Source organism: Streptomyces sp. BA2 (assembly GCF_009769735.1).
In the GTDB taxonomy this organism is placed as follows: domain Bacteria; phylum Actinomycetota; class Actinomycetes; order Streptomycetales; family Streptomycetaceae; genus Streptomyces.
Map to the genome: position 1 here is coordinate 3,963,655 of NZ_WSRO01000002.1, position 23,217 is coordinate 3,986,871.

The window sequence follows — 23,217 nt, forward strand, 5'->3', positions numbered from 1 at the left end:
ATTGACGGGCCGTCGGTTCGTGTCCGCCGAACCGGTGGCCCGCGCTCCCCCGCCGCACCCCGGGGCAACAGAGCACGCGCGTACCCTTGCGCCCGTGAACGCCACCGACCGCACCCCTGCCGACCTGCTGCGATCCGCGCTCGCCGCGGACCCGGGCCGCCCGCTGATCACCTTCTACGACGACGCCACGGGCGAGCGCGTCGAATTGTCCGTGGCCACCTTCGCCAATTGGGTGGCCAAGACCGCCAATCTGCTCCAGGACGATCTCGCCGCCCAGCCCGGCGACCGGCTCGCGCTGCTGCTGCCGGCGCACTGGCAGACGGCGGTCTGGCTGCTCGCCTGTTCGTCCGTCGGCGTCGTCGCGGACGTGGGCGGCGACCCGGCACGTGCCGACCTCGTCGTCAGCGGGCCCGACACGCTGGACGCGGCGCGTGCCTGCTCCGGGGAGCGGGTCGCGCTCGCGCTCCGGCCGCTCGGCGGGCGCTTCCCGCAGACCCCCGAGGGCTTCGTGGACTACGCGGTCGAGGTGCCGAGCCAGGGCGACCGCTTCGCGCCGTACGTGCCCGTGGATCCGGACGAGCCCGCCGTCGCCGTCGGCGGGGCAGGCGAACTGACGGGTGCGGAGCTGGTGGAGCGGGCCCGGGCCGACGCCGCCGCGCTGGGGCTCACGCCCGGCTCCCGGCTCCTTTCGGGGCTTTCGTACGACACCTGGGAAGGTCTGAGCTCCGGTCTGTACGCCCCGCTGGCGGCGGGCGGCTCCGTGGTGCTCTGCCGCCACCTCGACCAGCTCGCCGATGCGGGTCTGGCGAAGCGGATCGAGGACGAGCGGGTCACCGCCACCGCCAAGTAGCCCCTCCCCCGTTCGGCCCACCCGAGCCCCTGGCCCGCAGGCCCCCGGCGTCACGTCGGTCCATGGTCGTAGGAGCGCACCATGCACCGACGTCGCTACGAGGGGTGGCCGTACACGTGTCCGACACCGCAGGCATGCCCGCCGGACCGGAGCGCCCGGGTCCCGACGGCGCCCCGCCTGAGCCACCGGCCACGTACGCACCCGGCGCGGGTTCGAGCCCCACGGGTGCGGGCGTCGCCCGGCGCAGGCGGCGCTGGCTGCGCTGGACGGCCATCGGGGCCGCCGGGCTCGTGCTGGCCGCTGGTGGCGCCGGATGGGCGGTCTACAACAAGCTCGACGGCAACATCACCAAGGACACCGACGCCGCGGCGGAGCTCGCGCGCTACGAGAAGGAGCGCCCGACGCCGCTGGTGCACGACGCGCAGAACATCCTCCTGATCGGCTCCGACACCCGCTCCGGCCGGGGCAACAAGAAGTACGGCCGCGACCCGGGCACCCAGCGCTCGGACACGACGATCCTGCTGCACCTCGCCGCCGACCGGGAGAGCGCGACCGCGGTGTCGATCCCGCGGGACGTGATGGTGGACATCCCCAGCTGCCGCACCGCCGACGGATCGCGGACGCGGGCCCGGTTCGCGCAGTTCAACTGGGCGTTCCAGTTCGGCGGGACGGCCTGCACCATTCGTACGGTCGAGAAGATGACGAAGATCCGCGTCGACCACCACATGGTCGTGGACTTCGCGGGGTTCAAGGACATGGTCGACGCGGTCGACGGCGTACAGGTCTGTCTCAAGGCCCCGATCAACGACAGGGCCGCGCGTCTGAAGCTCCCCGCGGGCCGGCACACCCTCAACGGCGAGCAGGCGCTCGGCTACGTGCGGGCCCGCAAGAGCATCGGCAACGGCAGTGACACCGACCGGATGGACCGCCAGCAGCAGTTCCTCGCGGCGCTCGTCAACAAGGTGCAGAGCAATGACGTCCTGCTGAATCCGGCGAAGCTCTATCCCGTTCTCGACGCGGCCACTTCTTCGCTGACCACGGACCCGGGACTTGCGAGTTTGCGTGGTTTGTACGAACTGGTGCGCGGCATGCGCAACATCCCCACAGAACAGGTGCAGTTCCTCACGGTGCCCCGGCGGTCGTATGTCTACGACGCCAATCGGGATGAACTCGTGGAGCCCGCGGCGGACGAACTTTTCACGCGGCTCCGTACGGACGCACCCCTCCAAGTGACGCGCGAGGAGCCCGAGAGCGCCGCCCAGGGCGAGAAGCCGGACGACCCTTCTCATACGCCGAGCCCCGCTCCCACTTTCCGCGGCAACACGGCCGCCGGAACGACCTGCGAGTAAAGCCATCCTCAAGCGCAAGACCGCCTGCACAAAGAAATAGGGCGGATTGCCCAGTTGTAGGGGAGTGGAATTTGTCACCGGCGTCGTTCGGCGCTGAACTGGCCGGATAGTGTGAGCGATCCGGTGCGCCGGGCCCTTCGTGGCCGCGCACCGCTGGACGACTGACCGAGCGCCTTACTTGAGGGGGGAAAGGCGCCGCGTGGCCCCGACGGAGGACGCAGCTAACCGTGGACGCGCAAGGCCGTGGGCGGGCGGAGAACATCGACCCCGCAGACCAGTGGGTGCTCAACCCGAACACAGGCGATTACGAACTGCGACTGAGCCCTTCCGCAGGGCAGTCGACAGTGCCTGGACCTCGCAGATCACCGCGGTCCACGCCACGCAAGGGAACGCGCGGCCGCGATGGCCGACGCGACGAGCACCGTGACGAGCAGCGCGATGTGCCGCCGCAGCGCAGACGCCGGGCTCCGCAGCCGGAGGCCGCGGGCGGGCGGCGCAAGCAGAAGCCGAAGAAGACCAAGGGCAAGAAGGCCCTGATGTGGACCGGCGGCACGCTCGCCTTCGTCCTGGTCGCGGCGGGTGTCAGTGGGTACCTCTACTACCAGCACCTCAACGACAACATCAACTCGATCGCCGACGACGGCGCGAGCACCGGCGGCTTCAGCAAGGACCGCGCCATCAACATCCTGGTGATGGGCACGGACAAGCGCAGCGGCAAGGGCAACGAGAAGTACGGAGACAAGGGAAGCGTCGGTCACGCCGACACGACGATCCTGCTGCACGTCTCCAAGGACCGCACCAACGCCACCGCGTTGAGCATCCCGCGCGACATGATCACGGACATTCCGGACTGCCCGACCACGATGGAGGACGGCAGCAAGAAGACCATCCCGGGTACGAAGGGCGCCCGCTTCAACGAGAGCCTCGGGCAGAGCGAACGCACGCCGAGCTGCACCATGCGTACGGTCACGAAGATCACCGGGATCGTCCCCGACCACTTCATGGTGGCCGACTTCAACGCGGTCAAGACGCTCTCCAGCGCGGTCGGCGGCGTCGACGTCTGTCTGGCCAAGGACATCGACGACCCGGACTCGCATCTGAAGCTGCCCGCGGGCAAGCACACCATCGAGGGCGAGGACGCGCTGGCGTTCGTCCGCACGCGCCACTCCGTGGGCACCGGCGGCGACTTGAGCCGCATCGAGCTGCAACAGCAGTTCCTCAGCTCGCTGATGCGCAAGCTCAAGTCCAACGACACGCTGACCAGCCCGTCGAAGATGATAAAGCTGGCCGAAGCGGGCACCAAGGCGCTCACGGTCGACTCCACGATCGCGGACATAATGAAACTCCGTGACCTGGGCATGGAGCTCGGCAAGCTCGACATGAAGAACCTCAGCTTCGCGACCGTGCCCGTGATCGACAACCCGGCCGAGAAGGTCCACACGACGGTCGTCGTGAACGAGGCCAAGGCCGACCCGCTGTTCTCCATGATGCGCGCCGACGAGTCGCTGACCGCGGTGAAGAAGAAGGAGAAGAAGGAGAAGGCGGCGGTCGCCGCCCGCCTCAAGGGCAGCAAGTCCGACGCCTCCGAGGTACGGGTCAACATCTACAACGGCAGCGGGAAGACCGGCGCCGCTCAGGCAACTCTCACGTACTTGCAGAACACTGAGGGCATGTCCAAGGCAAGTCAGCTCGGCAACGCGCCGTCCGACCTCAAGAAGACGACGCTGGAGTACGCACCCGACCAGGCCGACCAGGCCCGGCGGCTCGCCGACGTCATGGGGCTCTCCGGCTCCGCGATGAAGCCCGGCAAGAGCGAGAAGAACTCGCAGGGGCTTCCCGCCATCAAGCTGACGCTCGGCAGCGACTTCAAGGGGGCCGGGGTGCCCATCAGTACCCCGTCGAAGGCGCCGGAGGGCATTCAGAAGGTCGAAGCGGACAAGACTGTGTGCGCCAAGTGACCTGAGGCGGCCATTCTGCGTCTAACTGGGCGCAGGATGGCCGTATTTCGGGGTAGCGCGGGGAGGGGCAGGGGATGGGGAGAAGCAGCGTGCGTGGGGAGGGGGCGCGACAACGCGTCCCGCACGCCAGTGATCATGGCCTGGAAGGAGGCCCGTCGCACGAGGGAGGGGAGCCCTCGGCGAGCGGCGGGCACCGCAGGCGTGGCCGTGGGGGCGGTGGCGCGGGCAGTGGCGGTGACGGCCGGGCGCCGCGTCCGAAACGGCGGATACTCCGCTGGTCGGCAACGATCCTTTCGGTGCTGATACTCGGCACGGCCGGCGCCGGATATCTCTGGTACCGCCACCTGAACAGCAACCTGGAAACAGACGACCTGAACCTCGGCGAGCACCGGGCCCCCGAGCCCACGCCGAACGCGGCGGGCCAGACGCCGCTGAACATCCTGCTGATCGGTTCTGACGCGCGGGACTCCAAGGAGAACCAGAAGCTCGGCGGCGCCAAGGAGACCTTCGGGGGCACTCCGCTCGCCGACGTCCAGATGCTGCTTCACCTGTCGGCCGACCGTACGAACATGTCGGTCATCAGCATGCCGCGCGACACGCTCCTCTCCATTCCCAAGTGCACCGACCCGGACGACGGCAAGGTCTACGAGGCCTCCGCGCAGCGGACGATGACGAACCAGACGCTCGGCCGCGGTGGCCCCGGCTGCACGGTCGCCACCTGGGAGAAGCTCACCAACATCCACATCAACCACTTCATGGAGGTGGACTTCGCGGGTGTGGTCTCCATGGCCGACGCCATCGGCGGCGTACCGGTCTGCGTGGACGCCAACATCCACTCGCGCGACAGCCAGGGCCACGGCTCCGGCCTGAAGCTCGAGAAGGGCACCACCGCCGTCAAGGGCGAGCAGGCCCTGCAGTGGCTGCGCACCCGCTACGGCTTCGACGGCGGCACCGACATCAGCCGCGCCAAGGCCCAGCACATGTACATGAATTCGCTGGTGCGCGAGTTGCGGAACAACGCCAACCTGAGCAGCCCCAACAAGCTGCGCAGGCTCGCCGAGACGGCCACCAGCGCGCTCAAGGTCGACGACGGCCTCGGCAGCGTCAAGAAGCTCTACGACCTCAGCAACGAGCTCAAGAAGGTCTCGCCGGAGCGGACGACGATGACGACCATGCCGTACGAGTACGTGGGCGCGCGCGTCATTCCCAAGCCGGGCGACGCCGAGCAGCTCTTCCGCCTCGTACGCGACGACATCCCGCTGGACGGCAAGGGCAAGAAGAAGCCCGCCAAGGAGAAGGTCTCGGACGACCCGGCGGCCGCGGACGACGAGATCGCCGTGCAGGTGCAGAACGGCACACGCACGGATGTCGAACCGCCGGTCAGCGGGCGCGCGAACGCGGTCACGCAGATTCTCGCCGGCAAGGGCTTCACCAGGGCGGCGGCCGACACGGCGACGGTTCTCGCCCAGGAGAAGACGGTCATCAGGTTCCCCAGCGCCGACCTGGAGGGCGATGCCCAGCGGGTCGCCAAGTCCCTTGGCATGAAGCTGAGTTCAGTGAAGAAGTCGACGGACGTCTCCGGGGTCACCCTGGTCGTCGGCGCCGACTGGCGGGAGGGGAACGCACCTCCCAAGTCGAAGCAGGACGACAAGACGCCGGACTCGGCCGAGGCGCTCAACGGCTCGGACAAGAAGGCGTGCATGCACGTGGACCCGGATTTCACCTGGAAGTGAGTCCCGGGCCCGCGGCACGCCGCGGGCCCGTCGGCTGTGCTCAGGCCTCGCTGAGCACGGCCGGACGCCGGGAGGCGATGACCCTCTTGGCGAGGGAGCGCGGGCTGGTCAGAAAGCCCCAGCCCCACGACATGTGCATGGTCGCGAGGGCCACCGGGATCTGGAGGCGCGCCTTCAGCGGCAGGCCCTTGCCCGCCGGCAGTGAGCCCGCCGCGATCGCCGCGAGGTAGCCGGCGGGGACGACGAAGCCCCAGGGCGTGACCAGGGCGCCCACGATGACGCCCGCCGCGATCGCGCAGACCGCGGTCGGCGGAGCGAGGTAACGCAGGTTGATGGAGCCTTCGTGATACCGGGCGACGACGTGCCGCCAGCGGCCGTAGTCCTTGTACTGCTTGGCGAGCGCCTTCACGCTCGGCCGCGGGCGGTACTGCACCTTCAGCTCGGGCGAGAACCAGATGAGGCCGCCCGCCTCGCGGATGCGGAAGTTCAGCTCCCAGTCCTGCGCGCGGATGAACTCTTCGTTGTACCCGCCCTGCTGTTCGAGGGCCTCGCGGCGGAAGACACCGAGGTAGACGGTCTCCGCCTGCTGGGCGGCGCCGCCGGTGTGGAAGGCCGCGTTGCCCACGCCGATCTTCGACGTCATGGCGGCGGCGACCGCGTGCTCCCAGTCGTTCTCGCCCTCGGCGTGCATGATGCCGCCGACGTTCTGCGCGCCGGTCTCCTCCAGGAGGCGTACGGCTGTCGCGATGTAGCCGGGCGACAGGATGCCGTGGCCGTCCACGCGCACCACGATCGGGTGACTGGAGGCCTTGATCGCGGCGTTCAGGGCGGCAGGCGTGCGTCCCGTGGGGTTCGGGACGGTCTGCACCCTCGCGCGGTGGCCCGCGGTCTCGGCGACCAGTTCGGCGGCGATCTCGTTCGTGCGGTCCGTGGAGGGACCAAGCGCGACGACGACCTCCATCTCACCGTCGTACTCCTGCTCAAGGATCGCGGTGACGGCAGCACGCAGATGCCGTTCCTCGTTGAGCACCGGCATGATCACGGATACGGCAGGAAGCTGCTCGTCGGGCGTCGCGTTCATCGGCGCCACGTTACCGCGAATGGGGGACACGGGCGCGCGCCGCCCGGCCTGCTGCCCCGGGTCGCAGATCGTATGGGCCTACGGTTCTCGCATTCCCCGGCCCCCCACGAGTCCCCCTGCCCGTCCGGCCAGGCCCGCCCGTCACCGCGGAGGTGTCCCCCCACGTGCCCACACCGCCCCGCCGCTCCCCCACCCCGCCCCCGCGTGGCCCGCGCCCCCCTCGTGCGAGGCAGCCCGTGCAGCAGGCCGCGGGGCGGCCGGTCAAGCAGCGCAGGCGGCCGCGGTGGGCCATGCGGGTGGCGACCGGGTTCTCGGTGACGGTGCTCGCGGCGGCCGGGATCGGGCACGGCGTCGTCACCAGTCTCGACACCGAGATCGCACGGGTCGACGCCTTCAAGGACATGAAGAACCGGCCCAAGGGGGGCAACGGCATGAACGTCCTGCTCGTCGGCACCGACGGCCGGGACAAGATCACCAAGGCGGAGAAGCACAAGTACCGCCTCGGCGGAGCGCCCTGCCACTGCACCGACACGATCATGATCGTGCACATCTCGGAGGACCGGAACCGCGCCAGCGTCGTGAGCCTGCCCCGGGACAGTTACGCCGAGATGCCCGAGCACATCGACCGGAACTCCGGCGACAGGCACAAGGCGCATCCGGTCAAGCTGAACGCGGCATACGCGGAGGGCGGCCCCAACCTCACCGTGCGGACCGTCGAGAACATGACGAAGGTCAAGATCGACCACTATCTGGAGGTCGACTTCACGAGCTTCATGAAGACCGTGGACGTGCTCGGCGGCGTCGACATCTGCACGACCCGCCCGCTGAAGGACTCCTACACCGGGCTCAACCTGCCCGTCGGCACGCACAGGCTGAACGGCGGCGCCGCGCTGCAGTACGTCCGTACGCGGCACGTCGACGGATCGTCGGACCTGGGGCGGATGCAGCGCCAGCAGCGGTTCCTCGCGGCGCTGATCTCCAAGGCGACCAGCAGCGGGGTGCTCCTCAACCCGCTCAAGTTCCGTGACGTGTCCAGGACGCTGCTCGGCTCGGTCCGGGCCGACAAGGGCTTCGGTACGAACGAGATGCTCGCCCTGGGCCGGGCGATGCGCGGCTTCTCGCCGAAGTCGTCGGAGTTCACCACCGTGCCGCTGCGCAGCAAGGGCGTGTTGGTGCCTGGCATCGGGTCGACGCTGAAGTGGGACCCGGTCAGGTCCGCGAAGCTCTTCCAGGCGCTGCGCGACGACCGTCCCCTCGCCCCGCACAACCTCGGGCGCAAGGCCATCGTCGACGTGTCACCGCAGCAGATCCGGGTGCAGGTCGACAACGCCACGGGTGTGCCGGGTCTCGGCAAGCGGGTCGACAGCGGTCTGCGGGCCACCGGCTTCCGGACGACCCGGACCCCCGGAAACGTGCCGGCCAATGTGCCCGGCATGCCGCTGAAGCGCACGATCGTCGCGTACGACCCGCGCTGGGACCGCTCGGCGAAGTCCCTGGCGACGGCGCTGCCCGGCTGCCAGATGCGGGCGGTGAAGGGGCAGGGCGCGACCCTGAAGGTGCTCGCGGGCCAGGACTTCAAGCAGGTCAGGCCGGTGCGGGCGGAGGACGCCTACCAGGGCGAGTTCGGGGCGGTCACCGGTGACCAGGTGATGTGCCAGTAGGAGGGATGCGCCAGTAGGAGGGGTGCGCGCCCGTCCTGCCGGAATTCAGTCGTCCTCCCGGAATTCAGTCGTCGAGACCCTCCGCGGCCCGCGCCTGCCGCAGCTCCTTGATGGCACGGCGCCGCGCGAGACGGTGCGTACGCCGGATCTGCGCCTCCTGATAGCGGCGGCGGTCCCGCTCGGTCTCCGGGAGCACCGGCGGCACGCCCCGCGGCTTGCCGTCCGCGTCGACGGCGGCGAAGACGAGGTACGCCGATCCCACCTGCTGCGCGGGCGTCGACTCGTTCCACCGCTCGGCGAGGACCCGGACGCCGACCTCCATGGAGCTGCGTCCCGTCCAGTTCACCTGCGCTTTCACATGGACGAGGTCGCCGACCCTCACCGGCTCCAGGAAGACCATCTCGTCCATGGACGCGGTGACCGCGGGCCCGCCCGAGTGCCGTCCCGCGACCGCCCCCGCGGCGTCGTCCACCAGTTTCATGATCACACCGCCGTGCACCGTCCCGAGGAGGTTGGTGTCGTTGTGGGTCATGATGTGGCTGAGAGTCGTGCGGGACGCCGAAGTCGGCTTGCCCGGAATCTCCGATTCCGCGCCAGGGGCCAGGTCTGTCATGGGCTCTACCCTAAGTCGGACGAATGTCCCGGCCGCGCGCGGCCGCTTTGCATCAGCTCTGCAACAGCCCTGAACCGAAATCACGCCTGCCCTGTAAGGCGCCTAGGCAGAGACGGCACACTGGGCCACATGAGCGATTGGCCTGACGACCAGGGCAACGGCCGCGCGTACGGCCGTGGCAGCGGGAACACCCAGCCTGAGGGTGCCCGCGTGATGCGGCATGTCCAGCGCGGCGGCCCCTCCGGCCGACCGGGCCAGCAGCAGGGAGGCGTCCCGCAGCAGCCGTCGTACGACGACGGGTACGGCCAGCCGTACGGCGACGCGCGCGACGACATGTTCGAGCCCCGCAGCCCCCGTCGGGACGGCTACGACAGCGGCTACAACACCGGTCAGGTCTACGGCTCCCCGAACGCCGGCGGTCAGGGCGGCGGCTACCGCCAGGGCGGCGAAGGCGACGACGGGTACGGCACCCGCGCTCCCCGTCCCGCCCCGAACTGGCGCCGGCGCCTCAAGATCGGCTCGATCACCCTCGTCGTCGTGCTGCTCGCCGTCTCGATCGGCACGTACTTCTGGGCCGACTCCAAGCTCAAGCGCGAGGTCGACCTCTCCAAGGTCATCGAGCGGCCCGAGGGCGGCGCGGGCACGAACTACCTGATCGTCGGCTCCGACAGCCGCGAGGGCATGTCCGACCAGGACAAGAAGGACCTCCACACCGGCTCCGCCGCGGGCAAGCGCACGGACTCGATGATGATCCTGCACGTCGCGGACGACGGCGGGAACACGATGATCTCGCTGCCCCGCGACTCGAACGTGACGATCCCCTCCTTCAAGGGCGCCGAGTCCGGCAAGCTCTACCCGAACCAGGGCCGCCAGACGAAGCTCAACGCGGCGTACGCGGAGGACGGCCCCGAGCTGCTCGTCCGCACCGTCGAGTACAACACCGGCCTGAAGATCGACCACTACGCCGAGATCGGCTTCGGCGGCTTCGCCAAGATCGTGGACGCGGTCGGCGGTGTCGAGATGGACATCCCCAAGGGCTTCAAGGACGAGAAGTCCGGCGCCGACTTCGAAGCGGGCAAGCAGACCCTCGACGGCAAGCAGGCGCTGGCGTTCGTCCGTACGCGGTACGCCCTGCCGGGCAGCGACCTGGACCGCACGAAGAACCAGCAGAAGTTCCTCGCGGCCCTGGCCAACCAGGCGGCGACGCCGGGCACGGTCATGAACCCCTTCAAGCTCTACCCCACGATGGGCGCGGGCCTGGACACGCTGATCGTCGACAAGGACATGGGCCTGTTCGACGTGGCGTCCATGTTCTGGGCGATGAAGGGCGTCACGGGCGGCGACGGCAAGTCGATGAACATGCCGCTCGCGGGCTCGACCGGCGGCAACCTCCTGTGGGACAAGGCCAAGGTCAAGCAGATGGTGGAGCAGCTGAACAACGACGAGAAGGTCACCGTGTCGGGCGGCTGAGCCCTCGCCGGATTACGTCGAAGGGGCCCCGCCGGTCGATCGGCGGGGCCCTTTCGCGTGCCGCCGCCACGGCCTCGTACCCCGAACGCTTCGCCTGCCGCGAAGCCGCGGCTCCCGCGTGTCACGGTGGACCGGACCCTCCCTGAAGCCGGAGCCCCGCCATGGCAGATTTGCAGGTCGATCTCGACACCACCGCCGAAGCCGGAGACCTTGACCGGCCCGCCGAGCGGACCCCCGAGCCCCCACCCATATCCGAGCCCGGACCGGAGCCGACCGCTCCGGAGCCGCCCGCGCCGGACCCTCTGCGGCATGCCCGTGCCCTGCTCGCGGCGCATCCCGTCGCCGACGGCTACAGCGGACTGCCCTGGGCGCTGCGCGGACTGCCCTGGTACGACCTGGAGCTGGGCGACAGCGCCGTGGACGCCGACGTGCCCCGGCTGCGGGCGGGCGGCGTGGGGGCGCAGTTCTGGTCCGTACACGTCCCGGAACACATCCCGGAACACATCCCGGACGGCATCACCGGTGACCGTGTCCTCGGTGCGACCCTCGAACAGATCGACCTCGTCAAGCACGTCGTCGGCGGCCACTCCGAGGGACTGCGCCTGGCCCGCACCGCGTCCGAGGTGGCCGACGCCCGCCACTGCGGCCGCATCGCCACCCTGATCGGCCCGGCGCGCGCCGAAGCCATCGGCGACTCACTCGCCACGCTGCGCGCACTGCACGCCCTCGGCCTGGTCTCGCTCACGCTCTCCGGTACGTCATGGGCGGGCCCCCAGGGGCTCACCCCGTTCGGCGAGGAGGTGGTGCGCGAGCTGAACCGGCTCGGGGTGCTCGCCGAGCTGTCCGGCGCTTCCGAGGCCACGGCGCACCGGGTGCTCACCATCTCCAGGGCGCCCGCCGTGTTCACCCGCTCGGGGGCCCGCGCGCTGCGGGACGCCCCGGCGAACCTCCCGGACGACCTGCTCACCGCGCTCGGCGCCGCCAAGGGCCTGTGCCTCGTGCCCCTGGCGGCCGAGCAGACGGGTTCCTCGATCAGCGAGGTGGCGGACCACGTGGATCACGTACGCCGTCTCGCGGGCCCGGAGTGCGTGGGCCTCTCGGGGATGTACGACACCGCGGTCGCGCACCCCGAAGGCCTGGCCGACACCTCGCGCTATCCGCACCTCGTCGCCGAGCTCGTCGAACGCGACTGGTCCGACGACGACTTGGCGCGCCTCACGTGGGGCAACGTCCAACGGGTGCTGCGCGGGGCGGACTTCGCGGCACGGGCGGCGCGGGAGAGGCAGCGGCAGCAGGCGACGGGCTGAGGCCTCCCCCTCCCCCTACGGCCCCCCTCAGGCCGGGGCGATCCAGCAGAGGCAGAAGGGGTGCCCTGCCGGATCGGCGTAGACGCGGAAGTCGCGCTCGCCGTTGTCGTCGTCCACGTCGAGCGGCTTGGCGCCCAGGGCGAGTACGCGTTCCTGGGCGCGCTCGACGTCCTCGACGGTCGGCCCCACGTCGATGTCGAGGTGGATCTGCTGCGACCCGGCGTCCGCGTGCGGCCAGTCGGGCGGGCGGTGGCCGGGGGCTTCCTGGAAGCAGAGGCGCAGGCCGCCGGGGGTGTGGAGGGTGACCCAGTCATCCTCCTCCTCGGTATCGCTCTCGATCTCGCCGCCGAGCAAGTGGCCGTAGAACGCGGCGAGTTGGTGGGGGTCCTGGCAGTCGAGCACGATGTTGCGCAGGCGTCCGACGGGTGCCATGGGCGGTCCTTTCTCCAGCGTGCGCGGGTTCAGCAGGCGCAGAGACAGAACGGGTGTCCGGCCGGGTCGGCGTACACACGGAAACTCCGTTCGCGGTCCTCCGCGTCGAGCGCGGTGGCGCCGAGCGCAAGCACCTCCTTCTCGACCGCGTCCAGCCGCGCCCGCTCCACTTCGAGGTCCAGATGGAACTGCTGCGAGCGCGCGGCCTCGGGCCACTGCGGCGGTACGTGGCCGGGGGCGGCCTGGAACGCGAGCGGTGTGCCGCCGGGGACTTCGAGGTTCACCCATCCGTCGCCGTCGTCCTTGGGGGTGCCGCCGAGGACGGCCGCGTAGAAGGTGGCGAGCGCGAGGGGGTCGGGACAGTCGAGTACGACGACGCCGAGTTTGGCGAGGGGCATGACTACTTCTCCTCGTTCGCGGGTGGGTTACCGGATAATTGGAGCTGCCGGTAACGGTTACTGCATACTCCCGCATAAGAGGTAACGTCGCAAGCATGAATGACAGAGCACCCGCTCCCGGGGACCTCGCGCTGATCCAGGCGCTGGTGAACACCTTGGATCTGGAGTCGGGCGCCGACGCGCTGGACTCGGCCGAGGGGCGCGCGCCGTTCGGCATCTCCGCGGGGCCGGGGGAGCTGGCAGCGGCGCGGGAGTTGCGGGAGTCACTGCGGGTGGCGTGTCTCGCCCACGCGGGGCACGGGCCGCATGGGCCGGCGCCCGCCCTGAGTCAACTCCTCGCTGCGGCGCCGCTGTTGGTGACGGTCTCCGAGGAGGACGGCTCGGCGTCACTGACTCCCGCGGAGCCGTCCACGCTCACCTCGCGGGTGGCCGCGGCCATCGCGGAGGCGGTGACCGCGGGCACCTGGTCCCGGCTCAAGGCCTGCGAGGCCGCGGACTGCCACTGGGCGTACTACGACCGAAGCCCGGCCGGGCGGAGCCGGTGGTGCGACATGGGTGTGTGCGGGGCCCGCGCCAAGATGCGGGCGTACCGGGCGCGGAAGGGTGCGGCCGGGGAGGGGTGAACTTCCCCGACCCCGCCGGACGGGCTGGACTACGCCGCAGGCCGCCCCATCGCCCGGTAGGTCCACCCGGCCCCCCGCCACACCACGGGGTCGAGCGCATTGCGGCCGTCCAGGATCAGCCGCTGGGAAGCCACCTCGCCCAGCGCATCCGGGTCCAGCTCGCGGAATTCCCGCCACTCGGTCAGGTGCAGTACGACATCGGCGCCCCGCACCGCCTCCACGGCGGACTCCGCGTACGCCAGCGTCGGGAAGAGCCGCCCCGCGTTCGTCATCCCCTTGGGGTCGTACACGGTGACCTGGCCGCCCTGGAGGTGGATCTGCCCGGCGACGTTCAGCGCGGGCGAGTCACGGACGTCGTCCGAGTCGGGCTTGAACGTGGCGCCGAGGACCGCGACCCGTTTGCCCAGGAAGGACCCGCCGCCGAGCGCCTCGCGCGTCATCTCCACCATCTGCCCGCGCCGCCGCATGTTGATGGAGTCGATCTCGCGGAGGAAGGTCAGGGCCTGGTCGGCGCCCAGCTCCCCCGCCCGCGCCATGAACGCCCGGATGTCCTTCGGCAGGCACCCGCCGCCGAAGCCGATCCCGGCCCGCAGGAACTTCTTGCCGATCCGGTCGTCGTACCCGAGCGCCTCCGCCAGCTTCACGACGTCCCCGCCCGCGGCCTCGCACACCTCGGCCATCGCGTTGATGAACGAGATCTTCGTGGCGAGGAAGGAGTTGGCCGACGTCTTCACCAGCTCGGCGGTCGGGAAGTCCGTCACGACGAAGGGCGAACCCTCGCCGACCGGGCCCTCGTACACCTCGCGAAGCAGCTTCTCGGCGTGCGCGCTGCGTACGCCGACGACGATGCGGTCCGGGTGCAGCGTGTCCTTGACGGCGAGGCCCTCGCGCAGGAACTCCGGGTTCCAGGCCAGCTCGGCCTCGGCGCCCACCGGAGCGTTCGCGGCGAGCTCGCGCGCCAGGCGGTCCGCCGAGCCGACCGGCACGGTCGACTTGCCGACGACCAGCGCGGGACGCGTCAGATGCGGGGCGAGCTGCGCGAAGGCGCTGTCGACGTAGCTCATGTCACAGGCGTACTCGCCGTGCTTCTGCGGGGTGTTCACGCACACGAAGTGCACGTCGCCGAAGGCCGCGACCTCGGCGAAGTCCATGGTGAAGCGCAGCCGCCCGCTGGAGCCCTCGATCCCGGCGACGTGCTTGCGCAGCAGCTCCTCAAGGCCGGGCTCGTACATCGGGACCTCGCCCCGCTGCAGCATCTCGATCTTCTCGGGCACGACGTCGAGGCCGAGCACCTCGAAACCGAGCTCGGCCATGGCCGCTGCGTGCGTAGCGCCGAGATAGCCGGTGCCGATCACGGTGATCTTGAGGGCCATGCGGTGCTCCAGGGGTCTACGGCGTCAGTGCGGTGCCCGAGCATAGTCGGGCCTGTGACAGGGCACGTTTCCGGCATTGCCACCCGTCGGCTGCCCGCTGTCGGGAAGCTCACGTATCCCTTGCGTGAGCCGCCCTCTAAAATTTGGGTTACTTAACGGTAATTAGCCCCTTGGAGCGTGAGAGACCTTGGCCGGATCGGCTGATTTCGACCTGTACCGCCCGTCCGAGGAGCACGACATGCTCCGTGACGCGATCCGTTCGCTCTCCGAGGCGAAGATCGGTCCGTTCGCCGCGGCGGTGGACGAGGAGGCCCGCTTCCCGCAGGAGGCGCTCGACGCCCTCGTCTCCTCCGACCTGCACGCCGTGCACGTACCGGAGAGCTATGGAGGCACGGGCGCCGACGCGCTCGCCACGGTCATCGTGATCGAGGAAGTGGCCCGCGTCTGCGCCTCGTCCTCCCTCATCCCGGCCGTGAACAAGCTGGGCTCGCTCCCCGTGATCCTCTCCGGGTCCGAGGAGCTGAAGAAGAAGTACATGACGCCGCTCGCCAAGGGCGAGGGCATGTTCTCGTACTGCCTCTCCGAGCCGGACGCCGGTTCGGACGCGGCCGGCATGAAGACGAAGGCCGTCCGTGACGGGGACTTCTGGGTCCTCAACGGCGTCAAGCGCTGGATCACGAACGCCGGCGTCTCCGAGTACTACACGGTGATGGCCGTGACCGACCCGACCAAGCGCTCGAAGGGCATCTCCGCCTTCGTCGTCGAGAAGTCGGACGAGGGCGTCTCCTTCGGCGCCCCGGAGAAGAAGCTCGGCATCAAGGGGTCGCCGACCCGCGAGGTCTACTTCGACAACGTCCGCATCCCCGCCGACCGCATGATCGGCGAGGAGGGCACGGGCTTCGCCACGGCGATGAAGACCCTGGACCACACCCGCATCACGATCGCGGCCCAGGCGCTCGGCATCGCGCAGGGCGCGCTCGACTACGCCAAGGGGTACGTCCAGGAGCGCAAGCAGTTCGGGAAGCCGATCGGCGACTTCCAGGGCGTGCAGTTCATGCTCGCGGACATGGCCATGAAGATCGAGGCCGCGCGTCAGCTGACGTACGCGGCCGCGGCCAAGTCGGAGCGCGGCGACGCGGACCTCACCTTCCAGGGTGCGGCCGCCAAGTGCTTCGCCTCGGACGTCGCGATGGAGGTCACCACGGACGCCGTCCAGCTGCTCGGCGGCTACGGCTACACGCGTGACTACCCCGTCGAGCGCATGATGCGCGACGCGAAGATCACCCAGATTTACGAAGGCACGAACCAGGTCCAGCGGATCGTCATGGCCCGCAACCTGCCGTAGCCCAGGGCGCGTTGACGCCTCGAACGCCCTCCCCTCGCTCCGAGGGGAGGGCGTTCGGCGTTTCAGGCCTGGGGGCGGCCCAGCACCGGCGGGCTTCCCCAGGGGACCTCAAGGGCCGCCCGCAGCGCCTGAGTCGCCTCCGGGCCGATCCGGTCGGCGAGTACCTCCTCCAGGCGGCGCAGGACCAGCTCCGCCTCGCGATGCGTGCGCTCCCCCTCCGCCGTGCGCCGGATGAGCCGCTGCCGGCCCGACGACGGGTCGGGGACCTGCTCCAGGAGACCGGCGGCGACCAGGCCGTGCACCGCCTGGTGTGCGGTCTGCCGGGTGACGCCCATGCGGCGGGCCAGCTCGGAGACCGTCGTGCCCTCCTCGTCGAGTACGGCGAAGAGGCCCGCCTGGGTGGGCGAGACATGGATCTCCCCCGCCTCCTCCAGGGTCGCGAGGAGCGCGTCCTCGAACCAGCGCCGGGCGTCGCCGAGGAGCTGGGGGAGGTTACGGCCGGTGGCGTGCATGCCGTGAGCCTATGGGTTCTGGGCCGGCGCTTGCCCGTCGTGGACTCATTATGTCAGGCTACCTGACAATCCACGCGTCACTCCGCACCCCCGGGAGAGCCATGACCATCGAGTACGCCACCCGCCACCGGCGCTCCTCACGCATCCCCGCCGAACCGGGCAAGCCCTACGTCATCGAGAAGGGCGAGGGCGACCGTGCTCATCTGTTCGGCGACCTGATCACCATCTACGCGGGCGGCGAGCAGACCGAGAACGGCTTCAACTTCTTCACCGTCGAGGGCCCCAGGGGCAACGTCATCCCGGCCCACCTGCACCCCGACACGTACGAGGTCTTCTACGTCACCCAGGGCGCCGTCCGCCTGTTCGTCGAGGACCTGGAGGGCGAGCAGCAGGAGAAGCTCCTCACCCCCGGCGACTTCGGCTTCGTACCCAAGAACTGTCCGCACGCCTACCGCATGGAGCGCCACCACAGCCAGGTCGTCGGCGTCGCCGCGGGGCCCGGCGGCACCTTCGAGCGGTTCTTCGAGAACCTCGGGGCGCCTGCCGAAGGGCTCGGGCTGCCGCGCGAGCCCGTCGTACCCACGCCGGACAAGTTCGCCACCGTCCCCGAGCGGTACGACGTGCGCTTCCTGCCCGAGCACCAGTGGCGCACCCGGTGAGTGGAGAGCTGCGGGCGCTGATCGCCGCGCCCCACCCGGACGTCGCGCCGCTCCCGGCACCGGATCCGCGGGTCCTTCGCGGCATCCCGTACGGGGAGGTCGACGGCGGCCGTCCGCTGGAGCTCGACCTCTGGCTGCCGGAGGCCGGACACGGGCCCGCCCCGCTCGTCCTGTTCGTGCACGGCGGCGCCTGGCGGCGAGGGCGCCGTGACGACATGGGGCTGCGGACCCGGCACTGGAATCCCGGTCCGCTCGCGCGCATCGCGGCAGCGGGCTTCGCGGTGGCCTGCGTCGACTACCGGCTCAGCGGCGAGGCGCGTTTCCCCGCCCCGCTCGACGACCTGCGGGCCGCGCTGCGCTGGCTGGAGCTGCGGGCGCCAGAGCTCGGCGTCGACACCGCGCGGACCGTGGTGTGGGGCGAGTCCGCGGGCGGGCACCTGGCCTCGCTCCTGGCGCTCGACCCCGAGGTCTCGGCCACCGGCGCGGTGATCTGGTACGCCCCGAGCGACCTGACCGTCCCCCGCGGCCCGTTCGACCCGCTGAGCGCCGCGACCCCGGAGGCCCTGCTGCTCGGCGCGGCCCCCGCCACGGTGCCCGACCTCGCCCGCGCGGCCAGCCCCGTCGCCCGGGTCCACCGCGACGCCCCGCCGTTCCTCCTGGTCCACGGCGAGCAGGACACGATGGTCCCGGCCTCGCACAGCGAGGCGCTGGCCGCCAGGCTGCGGGAGGTGGGTGTTCACGTCGAGCTGCGTACGGTGCCGGGCGCCGACCACGGCTGGTACGGCGCGCCTGACGAGGCGGTGGAGGACGTCTTCGCCCGCTCGCTGCGGTTCGCGCAGGGGCTCGTCAGCTGAAGCAATGCGAAGGGCGGGGCGGCCGACCGGCCGCCCCGCCCTTCGTCTCAAGTGCCGTCCTCAGCCGTCCAGTTGCTGAAGCGTCGCGTTCGACGGGCCGCGCCGGGACTGCTCGTCGCGCGCCACGTCTTCCGCCGCACCCAGTACGCGGACCGCGTTCTGCCACGTCAGCTTGGCCAGGTCCGGCTTCGACCAGCCGCGGGTCAGGAGCTCCGCGATCAGGTTCGGGTAGCCCGCGACGTCGTCGAGGCCGTCCGGGGTGAACGCCGTGCCGTCGTAGTCACCGCCGATGCCGATGTGGTCGATGCCCGCGACCTCGCGCATGTGGTCGAGATGGTCGGCGACCGTCGCGGCCGTGGCCACGGGGCGCGGCGTCGACTCCTCGAAGGCCGCGTGGACCTTCATCGCTTCCGGCTTCGTGTCCAGGTGGTGGAAGCCGTGCGCCCGCATGTTCTCGTCGGCCGCCGCGGTCCAGTCGACTGCCGCCTGGAGAACGAACTTCGGCACGAACGTGACCATCGCGACGCCGCCGTTCGCGGGCAGCCGCTCCAGGACGTCGTCCGGGATGTTGCGCGGGTGGTCGCACACCGCGCGCGACGAGGAGTGCGAGAAGATCACCGGCGCCACGGAGGTGTCCAGGGCCGCCCGCATCGTCGTCGCCGCCACGTGGGAGAGGTCCACGAGCATGCCGCTGCGGTTCATCTCGCGGACCACCTCGTGACCGAAGGCCGACAGGCCCCCGACCCCCGGCTCGTCCGTCGCCGAGTCCGCCCACGCGATGTTGTCGTTGTGCGTCAGCGTCATGTAGCGGACGCCGAGCGCGTGCAACGCCCGCAGTGTGGCAAGGGAGTTGTTGATGGAGTGGCCGCCCTCGGCGCCCATCAGGGACGCGATGCGGCCCTCGGCCCGCGCCTCCTCCATGTCCGCGGCCGTCAGCGCGCGCCGCAGGTCCTTGGGGTAGCGCGTGAGCAACTGGTCGACGCAGTCGATCTGCTCGAGCGTCGCGCTCACCGCCGCGTCGCCCGTCAGGTCCGTGCGGACGTACACCGACCAGAACTGCGCACCGACCCCGCCTGCCCGCAGGCGCGCGATGTCCGTGTGGAGGTGGCCCGTCTGGTCGGCGGCGATGTCGAGGCGGTCTATGTCGTAACCCGCCTTCTCGCGCAGGGCCCAGGGCAGGTCGTTGTGGCCGTCGACCACCGGGAAGTCGGCGAGGAAGGCGCGGGCATCGTCCAGTGAGGTCATGCCGCTCACTTTCCCGAGCCGAAGCCGAAGCCGGAACCCATGCTTTCGACCTTGCTACGGAGCCGCTTGCCCTTCTCCGTGGCCTGTTCGTTCAGCTCCTGCTGGAACTCCCGCATACGGCCGAGGAGTTCGGGGTCGTGCGCGGCCAGGATGCGTGCCGCGAGGAGACCCGCGTTGCGCGCGCCGCCCACCGAGACCGTCGCCACGGGCACGCCCGCGGGCATCTGCACGATGGACAGGAGCGAGTCCATGCCGTCGAGGTACTTGAGCGGGACGGGCACTCCGATCACCGGCAGCGGCGTCAGCGACGCCAGCATGCCGGGCAGGTGCGCGGCGCCGCCGGCCCCCGCGATGATCGCCTTGAGGCCGCGGTCCGCCGCTTCCTCGCCGTACGCGACCATCTCGCGCGGCATGCGGTGCGCCGACACGACGTCGACCTCGTAAGGGATCTCGAACTCGTCGAGGGCCTTGGCCGCGGCCTCCATGACCGGCCAGTCGGAGTCCGAGCCCATGACAATGCCAACCACAGGTCCTACAGGTGCGGTCATTCCGTGATCGTTCCTCTGAGATAGCCGGCCGCGTGACGCGCGCGCTCCAGCACGTCGTCCAGGTCGTCGCCGTAGGTGTTGACGTGGCCGACCTTGCGTCCGGGCTTCACGTCCTTGCCATACATGTGGATCTTCAACTGCGGGTCGCGCGCCATGCAGTGCAGGTACGCCTGGTACATGTCCGGATAGTCGCCGCCCAGGACATTGGCCATGACCGTCCACTTCGCCCGCGGGCGCGGGTCGCCGAGGGGCAGGTCGAGCACCGCGCGGACGTGGTTCGCGAACTGGGACGTGATCGCACCGTCCTGCGTCCAGTGGCCCGAGTTGTGCGGGCGCATCGCCAGTTCGTTCACGAGGATGCGGCCGTCGCGCGTCTCGAAGAGCTCGACCGCGAGGTGGCCGACCACGTCGAGCTCCTTGGCGACGCGCAGGGCCAGTTCCTGCGCCTTCCCCGCGAGGTCTTCCGAGAGGCCGGGAGCGGGGGCGATCACCGTGTCGCAGACGCCGTCGACCTGCTGCGACTCGACGACGGGGTAGGCCACGGCCTGGCCGTGCGGCGAGCGGACGACGTTCGCCGCGAGCTCCCGTACGAAATCGACCTTCTCCTCGGCCAGTACGGGGACACCGGCCCGGAAGGGGTCTTCGGCGTCCTCGACGGAACGTACGAACCACACCCCCTTCCCGTCATAGCCGCCACGCACCGTCTTGAGGATCACGGGGAAGCCGTCGCCCTCCGAAGAGCCTTCGGCCGCGAAGGCCGCCACGTCGGCCGGATCGCGCACGATCCGGTGGCGTGGACACGGCACGCCGATCTCCGTGAGCTTCTCGCGCATCACGCCCTTGTCCTGGGCGTGCACCAGCGCGTCGGGCCCCGGACGCACGGGGATGCCGTCCGCCTCCAGGGCCCGTAGATGCTCGGTGGGTACGTGTTCGTGATCAAAAGTGATCACGTCGCAGCCCCTCGCGAACTCACGCAGCGTGTCGAGGTCGCGATAGTCGCCGATGACGACATCGCTGACGACCTGCGCCGCGGAGTCCTGAGGGGTGTCACTGAGGAGCTTGAATTTCAGGCCGAGGGGGATGCCCGCCTCGTGGGTCATGCGGGCGAGCTGACCGCCGCCGACCATGCCGACTACCGGGAACGTCACACCCCCAGGGTATCGGCCTGTATCGGCCACCTCGGAACGGCCGGTTTCCGCGCACCGCACGGGCTCTCCCGTCACAGAGCCGCCACAGTGTGGAGGCGTCCCCGCGCGACGGACGGGGGTCGCTGGTTAGCATGGCTGGGTTGACGCGACCGAATCACCACATACGTCGACGAGGACGAGACCGGAACGAATCGACGACGGGGGTTGGGGCGACCACCATGACGGAACGTGGCGCACTACGGGTGCGACTGGAGCAGCTCGCGCGCGAAGTGGCCAAGTTCGGTGCCGTGGGGGCGCTGGGCACGCTGGTGAATTTCAGCGTCTCCAACCTGCTGTGGCACACGACGGACCTACAGGCCGTGCGCGCGAACGTGATCGCCACCGTCGTCGCCATCGCCTTCAACTACGTGGGCTTCCGTTACTTCACGTACAGGGACCGTGACAAGACCTCCCGCACCAAGGAGCTCACGCTGTTCCTGGCCTTCAGCGCGGTCGGCCTGGTGATCGAGAACGGCGTCCTGTACGCGGCGATCTACGGCTTCGACTGGGACAGCCCGCTGCAGCGCAACATCTTCAAGTTCGTGGGCATCGGCATCGCCACCTGCTTCCGCTTCTGGTCCTACCGCACCTGGGTGTTCAAGGCGCTGCCCGCGCGGGAGACCGTCGCCCGTGCGGAATCGTTCCTGGAGGGCGGCTCCAGCGGCTCCACGGTGGCGCCGCCCACCCCGAAGCGTCCTGCCGGGCGGGGCACGCACTAGCCCCGTCTAGCGCACCGTGTCCGCGTGCTCCCGGTCGCGCTTCTGTGGCGGCGTACGCGACAGGAAGAGACCGAAGACCGGCGGCTTGGTCTGGAGCATCTCCAGGCGGCCGCCGTCCGCCTCGGCCAGATCCCGGGCGACCGCGAGGCCGATGCCCGTCGAGTTGCGGCCGCTGATGGTGCGCTCGAAGATCCGCGCGCCGAGGTCGGCGGGGACGCCCGGCCCTTCGTCGGTGATCTCGATGACCGTCTGGGTGCCCGTGACGCGGGTCCGCAGGGCGACGGTGCCGCCGCCGTGCATGAGCGAGTTCTCGATGAGCGCGGCGAGGACCTGCGCGACCGCCCCCGGAGTGCCCACGGCCCGCAGATGCCGCTTGCCCGAGCTGACGATGGCACGGCCCGCGCTGCGGTAGGCCGGGCGCCACTCCTCCAGCTGCTGTTTGATGACCTCGTCCAGGTCGAAGGAGACGGCGGAGCCGGTGCGCGGGTCACGTGAGTTCGTGAGCAGCCGCTGCACGACGTCGGTGAGGCGCTCGACCTGCGCGAGCGCGATCGTGGCCTCCTCCTTCACCGTGTCCAGGTCCTCGGTGACGGTGATCTCCTCCAGGCGCATGGAGAGGGCCGTCAGAGGCGTACGCAGCTGGTGCGAGGCATCGGCGGCGAGCCTGCGCTCGGCGGTCAGCATCCGGGCGATCCGCTCCGCGCTGCCGTCCAGGACGTCCGCGACGCGGTCGAGCTCCGGCACCCCGTAGCGCTTGTGGCGGGGCCTCGGGTCGCCCGAGCCGAGGCGCTCGGCGGTCTCCGCGAGGTCGGTGAGCGGCGAGGCCAGGCGGTTGGCCTGGCGTACGGCGAGGAGTACGGCGGCGATGATCGCGAGCAGGGCCACGGCGCCGATGATCAGCAGGGTGCGGCCGACCTCCTGGGTGACCCTGGTGCGCGGCTCCTCGACGGTGACCTTCTCGCCCTCCTCGCCCTTGGCCGTGTCCTGGATGACGTCGCCGGTGGGGCGGCTGCCGATCTCGATGGGGGCGCGGCCGGGGATCTCGATGAGGGCGTAGCGGTCGGTGTCGACCGCGGCGACGTCCCGCAGGATCTCGGCGCTGATCCGCTCGTCGCTGATGAGCCGGCTGTCCACGATGCTGGCGAGGCGGTACGCCTCGGAGGTGACCCGCTCCTGGGCGCTGCTGCTGATGGTCCTCGTCTCCACGATGACGAGGCTCACCCCGAAGACCGCGATCACTACGAGGACGACGGCGAGGGTGCTGCTGATCAGTCGGCGGCGCATTTACTCAGTGTCGCCG

The 23,217-nt window shown here is 70.3% G+C and carries 22 protein-coding genes; 12 read left to right on the plus strand and 10 right to left on the minus strand.

Translation table 11 applies throughout. The features are described 5' to 3' along the window. The first annotated feature begins 94 nt into the window (after positions 1-94). The 4 genes from E5671_RS20420 (at position 95) to E5671_RS20435 (ending at position 5,890) form a co-directional block, all read left to right on the plus strand. Positions 95-850 carry a TIGR03089 family protein gene (locus tag E5671_RS20420; RefSeq protein WP_160505403.1) on the plus strand — a complete coding sequence of 252 codons (756 nt, stop codon included), beginning with the start codon at positions 95-97 and terminating at the stop codon, positions 848-850. Positions 851-966: 116 nt separating this feature from the next. Further along, positions 967-2,199 carry an LCP family protein gene (locus E5671_RS20425; RefSeq protein WP_336605799.1) on the plus strand — a complete coding sequence of 411 codons (1,233 nt, stop codon included), beginning with the start codon at positions 967-969 and terminating at the stop codon, positions 2,197-2,199. Between the two features lie 227 nt (positions 2,200-2,426). Beyond that, positions 2,427-4,157 carry an LCP family glycopolymer transferase gene (locus E5671_RS20430; RefSeq protein ID WP_160505404.1) on the plus strand — a complete coding sequence of 577 codons (1,731 nt, stop codon included), beginning with the start codon at positions 2,427-2,429 and terminating at the stop codon, positions 4,155-4,157. 74 nt (positions 4,158-4,231) lie between these two features. Next, the gene (locus tag E5671_RS20435; protein WP_160505405.1) at positions 4,232-5,890 is read left to right on the plus strand and encodes an LCP family protein; all 1,659 of its coding nucleotides are present in this window, start codon (positions 4,232-4,234) and stop codon (positions 5,888-5,890) included. 40 nt (positions 5,891-5,930) lie between these two features. Here the strand turns inward: E5671_RS20435 and E5671_RS20440 are convergent, their stop codons facing one another. Continuing rightward, positions 5,931-6,971: a glycosyltransferase family 2 protein gene (locus E5671_RS20440; RefSeq protein WP_160505406.1), complete on the minus strand. Its 1,041-nt coding sequence runs from the start codon at positions 6,969-6,971 to the stop codon at positions 5,931-5,933. A 164-nt stretch (positions 6,972-7,135) separates the two neighbouring features. Here E5671_RS20440 and E5671_RS20445 point away from each other — a divergent pair, with 164 nt between their 5' ends. Beyond that, positions 7,136-8,632 carry an LCP family protein gene (locus E5671_RS20445; RefSeq protein WP_443032662.1) on the plus strand — a complete coding sequence of 499 codons (1,497 nt, stop codon included), beginning with the start codon at positions 7,136-7,138 and terminating at the stop codon, positions 8,630-8,632. A 64-nt stretch (positions 8,633-8,696) separates the two neighbouring features. Here E5671_RS20445 and E5671_RS20450 read toward each other — a convergent pair whose 3' ends face one another. Beyond that, positions 8,697-9,245 carry an acyl-CoA thioesterase gene (locus E5671_RS20450; protein WP_160505408.1) on the minus strand — a complete coding sequence of 183 codons (549 nt, stop codon included), beginning with the start codon at positions 9,243-9,245 and terminating at the stop codon, positions 8,697-8,699. A gap of 129 nt (positions 9,246-9,374) precedes the next feature. Here E5671_RS20450 and E5671_RS20455 point away from each other — a divergent pair, with 129 nt between their 5' ends. Together E5671_RS20455 and E5671_RS20460 are read left to right on the plus strand one after the other, a co-directional pair. Continuing rightward, complete coding sequence (locus E5671_RS20455) at positions 9,375-10,715, plus strand: LCP family protein (protein ID WP_160505409.1); 1,341 nt, start codon at positions 9,375-9,377, stop codon at positions 10,713-10,715. A gap of 161 nt (positions 10,716-10,876) precedes the next feature. Beyond that, a complete protein-coding gene (locus tag E5671_RS20460) occupies positions 10,877-12,022 on the plus strand; it encodes a dipeptidase (protein WP_160505410.1) in 1,146 nt (381 codons plus the stop codon). A gap of 27 nt (positions 12,023-12,049) precedes the next feature. On the opposite strand, the gene E5671_RS20465 is transcribed toward E5671_RS20460, so the two are convergent. Together E5671_RS20465 and E5671_RS20470 are read right to left on the minus strand one after the other, a co-directional pair. Further along, complete coding sequence (locus tag E5671_RS20465; RefSeq protein ID WP_160505411.1) at positions 12,050-12,454, minus strand: VOC family protein; 405 nt, start codon at positions 12,452-12,454, stop codon at positions 12,050-12,052. 29 nt (positions 12,455-12,483) lie between these two features. Next, complete coding sequence (locus E5671_RS20470; protein WP_160505412.1) at positions 12,484-12,852, minus strand: VOC family protein; 369 nt, start codon at positions 12,850-12,852, stop codon at positions 12,484-12,486. A gap of 95 nt (positions 12,853-12,947) precedes the next feature. Between E5671_RS20470 and E5671_RS20475 the strand changes: the two genes are divergently transcribed. Continuing rightward, positions 12,948-13,475 (plus strand): CGNR zinc finger domain-containing protein, encoded by a 528-nt coding sequence (locus E5671_RS20475; RefSeq protein ID WP_160505413.1) that lies wholly within the window; start codon positions 12,948-12,950, stop codon positions 13,473-13,475. A 29-nt stretch (positions 13,476-13,504) separates the two neighbouring features. Here the strand turns inward: E5671_RS20475 and E5671_RS20480 are convergent, their stop codons facing one another. Next, positions 13,505-14,848, minus strand: coding sequence for a UDP-glucose dehydrogenase family protein (locus tag E5671_RS20480; protein ID WP_160505414.1), 1,344 nt, complete (start codon positions 14,846-14,848; stop codon positions 13,505-13,507). 187 nt (positions 14,849-15,035) lie between these two features. On the opposite strand from E5671_RS20480, the gene E5671_RS20485 reads away from it, so the two are divergent. Continuing rightward, positions 15,036-16,193, plus strand: a complete 1,158-nt coding sequence (locus tag E5671_RS20485) for an acyl-CoA dehydrogenase (RefSeq protein WP_160505415.1) — start codon at positions 15,036-15,038, stop codon at positions 16,191-16,193. Positions 16,194-16,255: 62 nt separating this feature from the next. Here the strand turns inward: E5671_RS20485 and E5671_RS20490 are convergent, their stop codons facing one another. Next, positions 16,256-16,705: a MarR family winged helix-turn-helix transcriptional regulator gene (locus E5671_RS20490; RefSeq protein ID WP_160505416.1), complete on the minus strand. Its 450-nt coding sequence runs from the start codon at positions 16,703-16,705 to the stop codon at positions 16,256-16,258. A gap of 101 nt (positions 16,706-16,806) precedes the next feature. On the opposite strand from E5671_RS20490, the gene E5671_RS20495 reads away from it, so the two are divergent. Further along, complete coding sequence (locus tag E5671_RS20495) at positions 16,807-17,364, plus strand: quercetin 2,3-dioxygenase (protein WP_160505417.1); 558 nt, start codon at positions 16,807-16,809, stop codon at positions 17,362-17,364. Beyond that, positions 17,361-18,218 carry an alpha/beta hydrolase gene (locus E5671_RS20500; protein ID WP_336605800.1) on the plus strand — a complete coding sequence of 286 codons (858 nt, stop codon included), beginning with the start codon at positions 17,361-17,363 and terminating at the stop codon, positions 18,216-18,218. Before E5671_RS20495 ends, E5671_RS20500 begins: the two co-directional genes overlap by 4 nt. Before the next feature lie 60 nt (positions 18,219-18,278). On the opposite strand, the gene E5671_RS20505 is transcribed toward E5671_RS20500, so the two are convergent. The 3 genes from E5671_RS20505 to E5671_RS20515 are packed head-to-tail and all read right to left on the minus strand — an operon-like array spanning position 18,279 to position 21,159. Continuing rightward, the gene (locus tag E5671_RS20505; protein ID WP_160505419.1) at positions 18,279-19,463 is read right to left on the minus strand and encodes a dipeptidase; all 1,185 of its coding nucleotides are present in this window, start codon (positions 19,461-19,463) and stop codon (positions 18,279-18,281) included. A 5-nt stretch (positions 19,464-19,468) separates the two neighbouring features. Further along, positions 19,469-20,011, minus strand: coding sequence for a 5-(carboxyamino)imidazole ribonucleotide mutase (purE, locus tag E5671_RS20510; RefSeq protein WP_160505420.1), 543 nt, complete (start codon positions 20,009-20,011; stop codon positions 19,469-19,471). Continuing rightward, positions 20,008-21,159 carry a 5-(carboxyamino)imidazole ribonucleotide synthase gene (locus tag E5671_RS20515; RefSeq protein WP_160505421.1) on the minus strand — a complete coding sequence of 384 codons (1,152 nt, stop codon included), beginning with the start codon at positions 21,157-21,159 and terminating at the stop codon, positions 20,008-20,010. The genes purE and E5671_RS20515 overlap by 4 nt, the downstream gene beginning before the upstream one ends. A 218-nt stretch (positions 21,160-21,377) precedes the next feature. On the opposite strand from E5671_RS20515, the gene E5671_RS20520 reads away from it, so the two are divergent. Further along, entirely contained in the window at positions 21,378-21,917 is a 540-nt protein-coding gene (locus tag E5671_RS20520; protein ID WP_160505422.1) for a GtrA family protein, read from the plus strand. Between the two features lie 6 nt (positions 21,918-21,923). On the opposite strand, the gene E5671_RS20525 is transcribed toward E5671_RS20520, so the two are convergent. Next, the gene (locus E5671_RS20525) at positions 21,924-23,201 is read right to left on the minus strand and encodes an ATP-binding protein (RefSeq protein WP_160505423.1); all 1,278 of its coding nucleotides are present in this window, start codon (positions 23,199-23,201) and stop codon (positions 21,924-21,926) included. Positions 23,202-23,217 lie beyond the last annotated feature (16 nt).

Bases quoted from the DNA above. Each gene is read 5' to 3' on its own strand.
- E5671_RS20435 (WP_160505405.1), top strand. From the start codon at position 4,232: ATGGGGAGAAGCAGCGTGCGTGGGGAGGGGGCGCGACAACGCGTCCCG.
- E5671_RS20440 (WP_160505406.1), bottom strand. From the start codon at position 6,971: ATGAACGCGACGCCCGACGAGCAGCTTCCTGCCGTATCCGTGATCATG.
- E5671_RS20450 (WP_160505408.1), bottom strand. From the start codon at position 9,245: ATGACAGACCTGGCCCCTGGCGCGGAATCGGAGATTCCGGGCAAGCCG.
- E5671_RS20455 (WP_160505409.1), top strand. From the start codon at position 9,375: ATGAGCGATTGGCCTGACGACCAGGGCAACGGCCGCGCGTACGGCCGT.
- E5671_RS20460 (WP_160505410.1), top strand. From the start codon at position 10,877: ATGGCAGATTTGCAGGTCGATCTCGACACCACCGCCGAAGCCGGAGAC.
- E5671_RS20465 (WP_160505411.1), bottom strand. From the start codon at position 12,454: ATGGCACCCGTCGGACGCCTGCGCAACATCGTGCTCGACTGCCAGGAC.
- E5671_RS20470 (WP_160505412.1), bottom strand. From the start codon at position 12,852: ATGCCCCTCGCCAAACTCGGCGTCGTCGTACTCGACTGTCCCGACCCC.
- E5671_RS20475 (WP_160505413.1), top strand. From the start codon at position 12,948: ATGAATGACAGAGCACCCGCTCCCGGGGACCTCGCGCTGATCCAGGCG.
- E5671_RS20480 (WP_160505414.1), bottom strand. From the start codon at position 14,848: ATGGCCCTCAAGATCACCGTGATCGGCACCGGCTATCTCGGCGCTACG.
- E5671_RS20490 (WP_160505416.1), bottom strand. From the start codon at position 16,705: ATGCACGCCACCGGCCGTAACCTCCCCCAGCTCCTCGGCGACGCCCGG.
- E5671_RS20495 (WP_160505417.1), top strand. From the start codon at position 16,807: ATGACCATCGAGTACGCCACCCGCCACCGGCGCTCCTCACGCATCCCC.
- E5671_RS20505 (WP_160505419.1), bottom strand. From the start codon at position 19,463: ATGACCTCACTGGACGATGCCCGCGCCTTCCTCGCCGACTTCCCGGTG.
- purE (WP_160505420.1), bottom strand. From the start codon at position 20,011: ATGACCGCACCTGTAGGACCTGTGGTTGGCATTGTCATGGGCTCGGAC.
- E5671_RS20520 (WP_160505422.1), top strand. From the start codon at position 21,378: ATGACGGAACGTGGCGCACTACGGGTGCGACTGGAGCAGCTCGCGCGC.
- E5671_RS20525 (WP_160505423.1), bottom strand. From the start codon at position 23,201: ATGCGCCGCCGACTGATCAGCAGCACCCTCGCCGTCGTCCTCGTAGTG.